Here is a 12,435-nt window from a genome sequence, read left to right as displayed (position 1 = left end):
CTGCCCCGCCGACATCAATCGACTGGAGCAAGGCATGGGCTGGGATTTGGCAACGCCGTTCATCATCGATCTGCAGGTTGCGGCTGAAGACATCGACGGCCTGGGACACGCCAATAATGCGGTGTATGTCTCGTGGCTGGAGCGTTGCGCCTGGCGCCATTCCCAGCGCCTGGGGCTGGACCTCACCGAATACCGCCGCCTGGACCGCGCCATGGCCGTGGTGCGCCATGAAATCGACTACTTGGCGGCAGGCTATGAGGGCGATGAGTTACAACTGGCCACCTGGATCGTCGATTGGGACCAACGGCTGAAAATGACCCGTCGTTTCCAGCTGGTACGCCCCCGCGACGGCGCGACTCTACTGCGTGCGCAAACAACCTTCGTGTGCATTGAGTTGTCCAGCGGCAAGCCCAAGCGCATGCCCGCCGAGTTTATTGAAGGTTACGGCCCCGCCCTGACAGGGGGTTAACGGTTGCCGCGGGAAACCCAGTAAACTGCGCCACGATTTTTGTTGAGTGTTTTCCATGCAAATTGCTTTGGCGCCCATGGAGGGGTTGGTCGACAACATCCTGCGGGACGTGTTGACCCACGTGGGCGGTATCGACTGGTGCGTGACCGAGTTCATCCGGGTCAACGACCGCCTGCTCACGCCTGCCTATTTCCACAAGCTCGCGCCTGAACTGCTGCACGGTGCCCACACGGCGGCGGGTGTGCCGTTGCGGGTGCAGTTGCTCGGTTCCGACCCAGTGTGCCTGGCGGAAAATGCCGCCCTGGCCTGTGAATTGGGCTCTGAAGTGATCGACCTGAACTTCGGGTGTCCGGCCAAGACCGTGAATAAATCCCGAGGTGGCGCGGTGCTGCTCAAGGAGCCGGAGCTGCTCAACCAGATCGTCGAGCACGTGCGCCGCGCCGTACCCGCCCATATTCCCGTGACCGCCAAGATGCGCCTGGGCTTCGACAGCCCGGATGGCGCGCTGGTGTGCGCCACGGCCCTGGCCGAGGGCGGCGCTGCGCATATCGTGGTGCATGCACGCACCAAGGCCGATGGCTACAAGCCGCCGGCTCATTGGGAGTGGATCCCGCGGGTGCAGGACGTGGTCAAGGTGCCGGTGTTTGCCAATGGCGATATCTGGAGCGTCGAAGACTGGAAACGCTGCCGCGAAATCAGCGGCGCCGAAGACATCATGCTGGGCCGTGGCCTGGTGGCGCGGCCCGATCTGGCGCGGCAGATTGTGGCGGCCAAGGCCGGCGAAGACGTGGTCGAGATGACCTGGGCGCAGATGCAGCCGATGCTTCAGGAGTTCTGGCGCCAGTCGGTGGCGCAACTGACGGAAAAGCAGGCGCCCGGCCGCTTGAAGCAGTGGCTGGCGATGCTCACGCGCAACTACCCGGAGGCAGTGGAGTTGTTCACGGCCCTGCGCCGCGAGACGGACTTGGGCCAAGTCAGCCGCCTGCTGGGCATGCCTCATCCAGCAGCCGCCTGAACCCCTCGATCGGCAACGGTCGGCTGTGCAAATACCCCTGGAATAAATGGCAGCCCAGCTTTTGCAGGAACGCCAACTGCTCCAGGGTTTCCACCCCCTCGGCGATGACTTCCAGGTTCAGGCTGCGGGCCATGGCCACAATGGCGCGGATGATTTCCGCATCATTGGGGTCGTGGGTCGCATCGCGCACGAACGACTGATCAATCTTCAGCGCGTCCACCGGCAGGCGCTTGAGGTAGGTCAGGGATGAATAGCCGGTACCGAAATCATCCATCGCAAAGCTCACGCCGAGTTTTTTCAGGCGGCGCATCTTCACCACCGTGTCGTCCAGGTTCTGGATCACGATGCCTTCGGTAATTTCCAGTTTCAGCAGGCTGAACGGCAAACCGTGTTGCTTGAGGCTGTGCTCCACCCGTTCCACAAAGTCGTTCTGGCGAAACTGCCGGGGACTGATGTTCACGCACAGGCTGAAATTGAGCGGGTCCACCAAGCCGTCGGCAATCAACTGGGCAAAGGCGCCGCAGGCTTCATCGAGAATCCAGGTGCCGACCTCCAGGATCAGGCCGCTGTCTTCCAATACCTTGATAAATTCCGCCGGTGACTGCGCGCCCAATTGTGGGTGCTGCCAGCGCACCAGGGCCTCGGCGCCGACTATCCGGTTGCCGCGCGCATCCACCTGGGGCTGGTAATGCACGCTGAATTCGCCGCGTGACAAGGCCAGGCGCAAGTCAGTCTCCATGCGCAGGCGTTCGCTAGCGGTTCTTTGCATGCTGTTGTGGAACATCTGCGTGGTGTTGCGCCCGGAGTCCTTGGCGCGGTACAGGGCGATGTCGGCGCGCTTGAGCAAATCGGCGGGTGTGGTGCCGTGGTCGGGGATCAGTGCCACGCCGATGCTGGGTGTGACCTGCAGCCGATGACCGTCGAGAAACATCGGCTCCGAGAGCAATTCGCGCAGGGTATCGGCCAGCGCTTGCACTTGGCTGCTGACCGTCTGGCGGGTGCCCTCCAGGCCGCTGAGCAATACCACAAACTCATCGCCGCCCAAGCGCGCCACGGTGTCCTCCATGCGCACGCTGGCTTCCAGGCGCGCGGTGACGATTTTCAACACGGTATCGCCAACGGGGTGGCCGAGGGAGTCGTTGATGTGCTTGAAGTGGTCCAAGTCCAGAAACAGCAGGGCGCCGCGCAGGTTGTGGCGCTTGAGCAGGGCGATCTGCTGGCTCAGGCGGTCCATCAGCAGTGCGCGGTTCGGCAGGTTGGTCAGCGGGTCGTGATAGGCCAGGTGCCGGATTTGTGCCTGGGCGTTCTTCAATAGGCTCACATCCCGTGCGGTCAGCAGCAGGCAGGGGGTTTCATTCAAGGTGATCGGCTCCACCGAGACCTCCACCGCCAGTACCTCGCCACGCTTGTTGCGCCAGAGCATTTCCAGGTGGTGAATGCGCCCCTTGATCTGCAACTCGGCCAACAGTGCGGCGCGTTGGTTTTCGTCGGCCCAGATGCCGATCTGGTACAGGGTCAGGCCGATGGCCTCTTCGGTGCGGTAACCGGTCAGGCGGCAAAAGCCATCGTTGACCTCCACATAGCGGCCGGTGTCGCGCTCGGTGATGGAAATCGCATCGGGGCTGGAGTGGAACGCCTTGGCGAACTTCTCTTCGCTGGCCTTGAGTGCGGCTTCCGAGCGTTGCTGTTGGGTAATATCGCGCAGCGTGGTGACGATGCACGGCTGGTCGCTGACCTTGATTAAACGGCTGGAAATCATGCAAGTCAGGCTTTGGCCGTCCTTGTGATGCACCACGATGGCCACATTGCTCAGGGCCTGCTCGCGAATCACCTGCTCGATGCGTTGCAGGCGCTTGCTGGAGTCGTCCCACAGGCCGATTTGTTCGGCGCTTTTGTCGAGTACTTCGGCGGCTGTAAAGCCAAACGTCTGGGTAAACGCCGGGTTGATCTCGATGAACGCGCCGCTGTCCAGGCAGGTGACGCAGATCGGGTCGGGGCTGGCCTGGAACAGGCTGGCGAACTTTTCCTCCGAGGCGGTCAGCCGTTGCTCGCGCTCGACCTGGTCGGTGATATCCAGCAAGGTGCCGGCCATGCGCAGGGGCTTGCCTGACTCATCGCGATACAGGCGTGCGCGGCTCTCCAGGTAACGCGGGCTGCCGTCTTCCATTTGCACGCGGTAGGTCAACTGATAGTTGCCGTCCGGGCCTTCGCGCAAACTGCGGTACGCATGGCGCATACCCTCGCGGTCTTCATCGGACATGCCCTCAAAAAACGCATCGAAGGATTCATGGAACGGCGCGGGTTCCAGTCCGTGCAACTGGGCGGCACGCGCCGAGCCGTAGAGCATGCCGCTGGGGATGTGCCAATCCCAGGTGCCCAGTTGCGCGGAATCCAGAGCCAGGTCCAGGCGCTCCTGGCTGTCCTTGAGTGCTTGCTCGGCGTTTTTACGTTCGGTGGTGTCCAGGAACGTGCTGATCAGGTACGCCTCGCCGTCCAGTTCGACCTTTTGTGCGCTGAGGGTGCCGTCATGGATCTGGCCGTTGCTGGCGCAGAACTGCACTTCCATGGTGATGGGTTCGCCTTTGCGCTGGGTGGCCTTGACCAGCAGCGCCCGCTGTTCCGGATGGCGCCACAGGCCCAGTTCCAGGGTGGTGCGGCCGATGGCATCGGCCACTGGCCAGCCGAACAGCATCTCGAAATACTGGTTGGCTTCGCTGATCAAGCCGTCGGCCTGGCGCGTCAGCAGCACCATGTTCGGGCACAGGTGGAAGAGTGTGGCGAAGCGCTTTTCAGAATGGCTGAGGGCATGTTCACGGTCGCGTTGGTGGGTGATCTCGCGGATCACCCCGATCATGCGTCGCCGTCCGGCTTTGTCGGGGGCCAGGTTGCCGCTGATTTCCAGCCAGTGCAGGCTGCCATCGGGCCATTGGATGCGGTGGTGCATGGCGCGGTCGAAGGGCTCTCCGGCGAGCACCGCATGAAAGCCGCGCACCACCCGCGCGCTGTCTTGCGGGGCCAGCAGGTCGAGGTAGTCCAGGTCCTTGGGCAGAGGCTGGCGCGGGTCAAAGCCGAATAGCGCCTGGGTGCCCCGTGACCAACTGATTCTTCCTGTGTCGATTTCCCAGCACCAGGCACCCAGCCGCGCGGCATTGAGGGCCGCCAGCAGCTGCGGGGCACTGTCCCAGCTTTGTTCCGCCGCTTGAGGGTCCAGGGCGTAGATGCGGGGCAGGGGTGGAATCGGGTCAAGGGGGTTGCGCATTATCAAAGGGCCTTGGCTCATTGAGAAAACCGCGCGGTTTGACCCAAACCCTTGGCCCGCACGGTGTCATGCCGATAACCCTGGCAGATCGACCTGTGCATCCAACAGGCTCATGAAAGCCCGCGCAGCGTTCGACAGCGTCCTTTCGGTGTGCACGATATAGCCTAGCTGGCGACTGAGCTGTATGCCCGGCAAAGCGATACTTGCCACCTGATCGTCGAGCATGGTGCGTGGTAACACACTCCAGGCCAGACCGATGGAGACCATCATCTTGATGGTTTCCAGGTAGTTAGTACTCATCGCGATATTGGGCATCAGGCCCTGCGCCTCGAACAGGCGGCTGACAATATGGTGGGTAAAGGTATTGCCTCCGGGAAACACCGCCGGATGCCCGGCTATATCCGCCAGGCTGACGGAACCGTTGCTGATCAGGCTGTGTTCCGGCGCCACCACAAAATCCAGCGGGTCGTCCCACACCCGGGTGGCGCGTACCAGGTTGTGGGGCTCTGGCGCCAGGGTGATCACTGCGACTTCCGCACGGCCGTGGAGGATTTCTTCGTAGGCCACTTCTGAATCCAGAAACTGAATATCCAGCGCCACATTCGGGTATTGCCGGGTGAAGGTGCGCAGAATCGGTGGCAGGCGGTGCAGGCCGATATGGTGGCTGGTGGCCAGGGTGAGGCGGCCGCTGACTTCGCCGGTGAGGTTGGTCAGGGCCCGGCGGGTGTCGTCCAGCACGTTGAGGATTTGATAGGCGCGGGGCAATAAGGCCCGCCCGGCCTCGGTCAGGCCGACTTCGCGGCCCAGGCGGTCGAACAGTCGTACCTTCAATTGTTGTTCCAGACCGGCGATGCGCTTGCTGATGGCCGGCTGGGTCAGGTGCAGGCGTTCGCCGGCGCCGGAGAAGCTGCCGGTCTCGGCGATGGCTATAAAGGCGTTGAGGTTGGCCAGGTCCATGGTGCTATTCCAGTTGGTAATCCAAAGCATAAAAAATATGAATTTGAGTTATTTAATGTAGCGCCATACCATCAGCCTCACAAGCCAAAGGGTTATTGAAAAGCCCGGCGTATAGAAGCACCGCTGATGAGGACCGACTGATGGCCGGCAAAACGCTTTACGACAAGCTTTGGGATTCCCATGAAGTGAAACGTCGCGATGATGGATCGTCGCTGATCTACATCGACCGTCACATCATCCATGAAGTGACCTCGCCCCAAGCGTTCGAAGGCCTGCGACTGGCCGGGCGCAAGCCTTGGCGCGTCGACTCCATCATCGCCACGCCGGACCACAACGTGCCGACCACTCCTGAGCGCAAAGGCGGCATCGACGCCATTGCCGACCAGGTCTCGCGGTTGCAGGTGCAGACCCTTGACGACTATTGCGACGAATACGGCATCACCGAATTCAAGATGAACGACGTGCGCCAAGGCATCGTCCACGTCATCGGCCCGGAGCAGGGCGCAACCTTGCCGGGCATGACCGTGGTCTGCGGTGACTCCCATACCTCCACCCATGGTGCGTTCGGCGCCCTGGCCCACGGCATCGGTACTTCCGAGGTGGAGCACGTGTTTGCCACCCAGTGCCTGGTGGCCAAGAAAATGAAGAACATGCTGGTACGCGTCGAAGGCCAATTGCCGTTTGGCGTGACCGCCAAGGACATCGTACTGGCTGTGATCGGCAAGATCGGCACCGCGGGCGGTAACGGCCATGCCATCGAGTTCGCCGGCAGTGCTATCCGCGAGCTGTCCATTGAAGGCCGCATGACCATCTGCAACATGTCCATCGAAGCCGGTGCCCGCGTGGGTATGGTGGCGGCGGACGAAAAAACCGTCGAATACGTCAAAGGTCGCCCCTTCGCGCCGCAAGGCGCCGATTGGGACGCCGCCGTCGAAGCCTGGAAAGACCTGGTCTCCGACGCCGATGCGGTGTTCGACACCGTGGTCGAACTCGACGCTGCGCAGATCAAGCCGCAAGTCAGCTGGGGCACTTCGCCGGAAATGGTCTTGGCCGTTGACCAGAACGTGCCGGACCCGGCCAAAGAGGCCGACCTGGTCAAGCGCGGCTCCATCGAGCGCGCCTTGAAATACATGGGGTTGACCGCCAATCAGGCGATCACTGATATCCAGTTGGACCGTGTATTTATCGGCTCCTGCACCAACTCGCGGATCGAAGACCTGCGCGCCGCGGCGGTGATCGCCAAGGGCCGCAAGGTGGCCTCGACTATCAAGCAAGCCATTGTGGTGCCAGGTTCCGGGCTGGTTAAAGCCCAGGCGGAAGCCGAAGGGCTGGACAAGATCTTCCTCGAAGCCGGTTTTGAATGGCGGGAGCCGGGCTGCTCGATGTGCCTGGCGATGAACCCGGACCGCCTGGAGTCGGGCGAGCATTGCGCATCGACCTCCAACCGTAACTTCGAAGGGCGTCAGGGCGCGGGTGGGCGTACCCACCTGGTGAGCCCGGCCATGGCCGCCGCTGCTGCCGTCAACGGTCGTTTCATCGACGTTCGCGAATTGATCTGAGGAAAACCCGATGAGAGCTTTTACCCAACATACAGGCCTTGTAGCGCCGTTGGACCGTGCCAATGTGGACACCGACCAGATCATCCCCAAGCAATTTTTGAAGTCGATCAAGCGCACCGGTTTCGGCCCCAACTTGTTCGATGAGTGGCGCTACCTGGACGTGGGCTACGCCTACCAGGACAACTCCAAGCGCCCCCTGAACAAGGACTTTGTGCTCAACGCCGAGCGTTACCAAGGTGCCAGCGTGTTGCTGGCCCGGGAAAACTTCGGTTGCGGCTCCAGCCGTGAACACGCGCCGTGGGCCCTGGAAGAGTACGGCTTTCGCAGCATCATCGCGCCGAGCTACGCCGATATCTTCTTCAACAACAGCTTCAAGAACGGCCTGTTGCCGATCATCTTGAGCGACGCAGAAGTGGACGAGTTGTTCCAGCAAGTGGAGGCCAATGTCGGCTACCAATTGACGGTGGACCTGGCCGCGCAAACCGTGACCCGCCCTGACGGCAAGGTGTACCACTTTGAAGTGGATGCCTTCCGTAAGCACTGCCTGATCAACGGCCTGGATGACATTGGCCTGACCTTGCAGGACGGCGATGCGATTGCTGCGTTTGAAACCAGGCACCGGGCGAGCCAGCCCTGGTTGTTTCGCGATGCCTGATTTGCGGTAACCGTGCGGGCCCCATCGCGGGCAAGCCCGACTCCCACATTGGAGTGCATTCCAACGGTGGGAGCTGGCTTGCCTGCGATAGCGCCAGTGCAACCACCACAAACCCCAAGGAAAGCCACCATGACCACCACCGCCCACACCCAAGTCGTGCAAAAACAATTCGGCGAGCAAGCCTCGGCCTACCTGAGCAGCGCCGTACACGCCCAGGGCACCGAATTCGCTGTGCTACAGGCCGAGCTGGCTGGGCAGGGCGCTGCACGCTTGCTGGACCTGGGCTGCGGTGCCGGTCATGTCAGCTTCCATGTGGCGCCTCTGGTCAAAGAAGTGGTGGCCTACGACTTGTCCCAGCCCATGCTCGACGTGGTGGCCGCTGCCGCCAAAGACCGCAACCTGGACAACATCCGCACCGTGCACGGCGCCGCTGAGTGCTTGCCCTTTGCCGAGGGTGAGTTCGACTTCGTATTCAGCCGTTATTCGGCCCATCACTGGAGCGACCTCGGCCTGGCCCTGCGTGAAGTGCGCCGGGTGCTCAAGCCGGGCGGCGTGGCGGCATTTGTGGATGTCTTGTCACCGGGCAGCCCCCTGTTGGACACTTACCTGCAAACCGTCGAAGTGCTGCGCGACACCAGCCACGTGCGTGATTACTCCGGCGCCGAGTGGATGCGCCAGTTGAGTGAGGCTGGCCTGCACGTGCGCAACAGCAGTCGCCAGCGCTTGCGCCTGGAATACACCTCGTGGGTCGAGCGCATGCGCACGCCAGAGGTATTGCGTGCGGCAATCCTTAAGCTGCAACAGGCGATGGGCCAGGAAGTGCGCGATTATTACGACATTCAAGCCGACGGCACCTTCAGCACCGATGTGCTGGTGGTCTTCGCCGAACGCTGATTGATTTTTCCCGACCTGCCCACGGGCGGGTCGCTTGATGAAATGAGGAACGCATGAGCAAGCAGATTCTGATTCTCCCTGGCGACGGTATTGGTCCGGAAATCATGGCCGAAGCGGTCAAGGTCCTTGAGCTTGCCAACAGCAAGTACAACCTGGGCTTCGAGCTGAGCCACGATGTGATCGGCGGCGCCGCCATCGACAAGCACGGCGTGCCGCTGGCCGACGAGACCCTCGACCGCGCCCGGGCTGCCGATGCCGTGCTGCTCGGCGCCGTGGGTGGGCCGAAATGGGACAAGATCGAGCGTGACATCCGCCCTGAGCGCGGCCTGCTGAAAATCCGTGCGCAACTGGGCCTGTTCGGCAACCTGCGCCCGGCCATCCTCTACCCGCAACTGGCCGACGCGTCGAGCCTCAAGCCGGAAGTGGTGGCGGGCCTGGATATCCTCATCGTGCGCGAGCTGACCGGCGGTATCTACTTCGGCTCGCCACGGGGCGTGCGCGAGTTGGAAAATGGCGAACGCCAGGCCTACGACACGCTGCCGTACAGCGAGAGCGAAATCCGCCGTATCGCCCGTGTCGGTTTCGACATGGCGCGGGTGCGCGGTAAAAAGGTCTGCTCGGTGGATAAAGCCAACGTGTTGGCTTCCAGCCAGCTGTGGCGTGAAATCGTCGAAGAAGTCGCCAAGGATTACCCGGACGTCGAACTGAGCCACATGTACGTCGACAACGCCGCCATGCAGTTGGTGCGCGCACCCAAGCAGTTCGACGTGATCGTCACCGACAACCTGTTCGGCGACATCCTGTCCGACCAGGCGTCGATGCTCACCGGTTCCATCGGCATGCTGCCGTCGGCGTCCCTGGACACCAACAATAAAGGTATGTACGAGCCGTGCCACGGTTCGGCGCCAGACATCGCGGGGCAGGGCATTGCCAACCCGCTGGCGACGATTTTGTCGGTGTCGATGATGCTGCGCTACAGCTTCAACCTGGGCGATGCGGCGGACGCCATCGAGAAGGCTGTCAGCCTGGTGCTGGATCAGGGCTTGCGCACGGGCGATATCTGGTCCCAGGGTTGCACCAAGGTCGGGACGCAAGAAATGGGCGACGCAGTAGTCGCCGCGCTGCGGAATCTGTAATCTCTCGGGCCCGCTTGCAGTTGTTGCTGCAAGGCGGCCCACTTTTTAACAAGGTGTAGTTGCGATGAAACGTGTAGGTCTGATCGGTTGGCGCGGTATGGTCGGTTCCGTGCTCATGCAGCGGATGCTGGAAGAGCAGGATTTCGATCTTATTGAGCCGGTGTTTTTCACCACTTCGAACGTAGGTGGCCAAGGGCCGTCCGTGGGCAAGGATATTGCCCCGCTCAAGGATGCCTACAGCATTGAAGAGTTGAAGAGCCTCGACGTGATCCTGACCTGCCAGGGTGGCGACTACACCAGCGAAGTCTTCCCCAAGCTGCGCGAAGCCGGCTGGCAGGGTTACTGGATCGACGCCGCTTCGAGCCTGCGCATGCAGGATGACGCGGTGATCATCCTCGATCCGGTCAACCGCAAGGTCATCGATCAGCAACTGGACGCCGGCACCAAGAACTACGTGGGCGGCAACTGCACCGTGAGCCTGATGCTGATGGGCCTGGGTGGCCTGTTCGAAGCGGGCCTGGTGGAGTGGATGAGCGCCATGACCTATCAGGCGGCCTCCGGCGCCGGCGCGCAGAACATGCGCGAACTGATCAAGCAGATGGGCGCGACCCACGCCGCTGTCGCCGATCAACTGGCTGACCCGGCGAGTGCGATTCTCGATATCGACCGCCGTGTGGCCGAGGCCATGCGCAGCGACGCTTACCCGACCGAGAACTTTGGCGTGCCATTGGCCGGTAGCTTGATCCCGTGGATCGACAAGGAACTGCCTAACGGCCAGAGCCGTGAAGAGTGGAAGGCCCAGGCCGAAACCAACAAGATCCTGGGTCGCTTCAAGAACCCGATCCCGGTGGATGGCATCTGCGTGCGCATTGGCGCCATGCGTTGCCACAGCCAGGCGCTGACCATCAAGCTGAACAAAGACGTGCCGATCGCCGATATCGAAGGCCTGATCAGCCAGCACAACCCCTGGGTCAAGCTGGTGCCGAACAACCGCGATATCAGCATGCAGGAGCTGAGCCCGACCAAGGTCACCGGCACCCTGAATGTACCGGTGGGCCGTCTGCGCAAGCTGAACATGGGCAGCCAGTTCCTCGGCGCGTTCACCGTCGGCGACCAACTGCTGTGGGGCGCGGCTGAGCCGTTGCGTCGCATGTTGCGGATTTTGCTGGAGCGTTGATCGCTTGAAGCAATAACAGAAACCCGCGTTCTGGTGATAGGCGCGGGTTTTTTGTTGCCTTTGTGATCATTCCCACGCTCTGCGTGGGAATGCAGCTCTGGACGCTCTGCGTCTGCTTTAGAGGCGTGACGCGGAGCGTCACAGGAGGCATTCCCACGCAGAGCGTGGGAACGATCAGGGGGGCTGTAATTGCCTCACCCTCTACCACCCGGTAAAGTGCCGCTCCCCCGTAATGCCCGAGGCAACCCCATGACCCAGACCTTTGAAATCGCCGTGATCGGCGCCACCGGTACCGTGGGTGAAACCCTGGTGCAGATTCTTGAAGAGCTGGAGTTCCCTGTGGGCACCTTGTACTTGCTGGCGGGCAGCAACTCGGCGGGGGCTTCGGTGCCGTTTCGGGGCAAGAACGTGCGGGTCAAAGAAGTCGACACGTTTGACTTCAGCAAGGTGCAGTTGGCGTTCTTCGCTGCAGGCCCGGCGGTGACCTTGAGCTTCGCTCCGCGTGCCACCGCCGCTGGTTGCGCGGTGATTGACTTGTCCGGCGCATTGCCCGCCGAGCAGGCGCCGCAAGTGGTACCGCAGGCCAACGCCCATGTGCTGAACGAGTTGAAAAAGCCTTTTCAACTCGGCAGCCCGAGCCCCTGTGCCACGTACCTCGCGGTGGTGCTGGCGCCCTTGCGCGGTGTGGTGGACATCCAGCGCGTGAGTGTCACCGCTAACCTGGCCATCTCTGCCCAGGGCCGCGAGGCCGTCAGCGAGTTGGCGCGCCAGACCGCTGAACTGTTGAACGTGCGTCCCTTGGAACCGGCGTTCTTTGATCGGCAAGTGGCGTTCAACCTGCTGGCGCAAGTCGGCACGCCGGATGCCCAAGGTCATACCGCCCTGGAGAAACGTCTCGTACACGAACTGCGTGCGGTGCTGGAAACACCTTTACTAAAGATTTCCGCCACCTGCGTTCAAGCCCCGGTGTTTTTCGGCGATAGCCTGGCTGTGTCGCTGCAATTGGCCGCGCCGGTCGACCTGGACGCGGTGAACCGTGCGCTCGACGCTGCACCGGGAATAGAGCGGGTCGAGGAGGGCGATTACCCCACGGCCGTAGGCGATGCCGTCGGCCAGGACGTGGTGTACGTAGGGCGAGTTCGCGCCGGTATCGACGACCCGGCGGAACTAAATCTTTGGCTGACGTCAGATAACGTACGCAAAGGCTCGGCCCTGAACGCCGTGGAGCTGGCGCAGTTGTTGATAAAAGGCCTTGTGTAAAAGATACTTGGCGGCAATTTGTAGATTGATTCTAACCAGGCGCTATGCTTGGTC

At 61.9% G+C, this 12,435-nt stretch carries 10 protein-coding genes; 8 read left to right on the top strand and 2 right to left on the bottom strand.

The window, feature by feature from the left end:
* Positions 1–34: 34 nt before the first annotated feature.
* Together AB4P90_RS19275 and AB4P90_RS19270 are read left to right on the top strand one after the other, a co-directional pair.
* Entirely contained in the window at positions 35–469 is a 435-nt protein-coding gene (locus tag AB4P90_RS19275; RefSeq protein ID WP_020300953.1) for a thioesterase family protein, read from the top strand.
* A gap of 55 nt (positions 470–524) precedes the next feature.
* Positions 525–1,484, top strand: a complete 960-nt coding sequence (locus AB4P90_RS19270) for a tRNA-dihydrouridine synthase (RefSeq protein ID WP_057711844.1) — start codon at positions 525–527, stop codon at positions 1,482–1,484.
* Here the strand turns inward: AB4P90_RS19270 and AB4P90_RS19265 are convergent.
* Together AB4P90_RS19265 and AB4P90_RS19260 are read right to left on the bottom strand one after the other, a co-directional pair.
* Positions 1,444–4,743 (bottom strand): EAL domain-containing protein, encoded by a 3,300-nt coding sequence (locus AB4P90_RS19265; RefSeq protein ID WP_200600268.1) that lies wholly within the window; start codon positions 4,741–4,743, stop codon positions 1,444–1,446. The genes AB4P90_RS19270 and AB4P90_RS19265 overlap by 41 nt on opposite strands.
* A gap of 66 nt (positions 4,744–4,809) precedes the next feature.
* Positions 4,810–5,700, bottom strand: coding sequence for a LysR family transcriptional regulator (locus AB4P90_RS19260; protein WP_014719162.1), 891 nt, complete (start codon positions 5,698–5,700; stop codon positions 4,810–4,812).
* A gap of 140 nt (positions 5,701–5,840) precedes the next feature.
* Here AB4P90_RS19260 and leuC point away from each other — a divergent pair, with 140 nt between their 5' ends.
* The 6 genes from leuC to AB4P90_RS19230 all read left to right on the top strand — a co-directional run bounded on the left by leuC (position 5,841) and on the right by AB4P90_RS19230 (position 12,381).
* Positions 5,841–7,259 carry a 3-isopropylmalate dehydratase large subunit gene (gene leuC, locus AB4P90_RS19255; RefSeq protein WP_020300951.1) on the top strand — a complete coding sequence of 473 codons (1,419 nt, stop codon included), beginning with the start codon at positions 5,841–5,843 and terminating at the stop codon, positions 7,257–7,259.
* Between the two features lie 10 nt (positions 7,260–7,269).
* The gene (leuD, locus tag AB4P90_RS19250; protein WP_014719160.1) at positions 7,270–7,914 is read left to right on the top strand and encodes a 3-isopropylmalate dehydratase small subunit; all 645 of its coding nucleotides are present in this window, start codon (positions 7,270–7,272) and stop codon (positions 7,912–7,914) included.
* Between the two features lie 129 nt (positions 7,915–8,043).
* Complete coding sequence (locus tag AB4P90_RS19245; protein ID WP_019820862.1) at positions 8,044–8,808, top strand: class I SAM-dependent methyltransferase; 765 nt, start codon at positions 8,044–8,046, stop codon at positions 8,806–8,808.
* Positions 8,809–8,861: 53 nt separating this feature from the next.
* Positions 8,862–9,944: a 3-isopropylmalate dehydrogenase gene (leuB, locus tag AB4P90_RS19240; RefSeq protein ID WP_014719158.1), complete on the top strand. Its 1,083-nt coding sequence runs from the start codon at positions 8,862–8,864 to the stop codon at positions 9,942–9,944.
* 64 nt (positions 9,945–10,008) lie between these two features.
* Entirely contained in the window at positions 10,009–11,121 is a 1,113-nt protein-coding gene (asd, locus tag AB4P90_RS19235) for an aspartate-semialdehyde dehydrogenase (RefSeq protein WP_003192554.1), read from the top strand.
* A gap of 249 nt (positions 11,122–11,370) precedes the next feature.
* Positions 11,371–12,381, top strand: coding sequence for an aspartate-semialdehyde dehydrogenase (locus tag AB4P90_RS19230; RefSeq protein WP_395605293.1), 1,011 nt, complete (start codon positions 11,371–11,373; stop codon positions 12,379–12,381).
* Positions 12,382–12,435 lie beyond the last annotated feature (54 nt).

The organism is Pseudomonas sp. B16120 (assembly GCF_044218845.1).
GTDB lineage: Bacteria > Pseudomonadota > Gammaproteobacteria > Pseudomonadales > Pseudomonadaceae > Aquipseudomonas > Aquipseudomonas paracarnis.
Note: the sequence above shows the minus strand (reverse complement) of the source record. Positions and strands in the feature narration are given on the sequence as shown.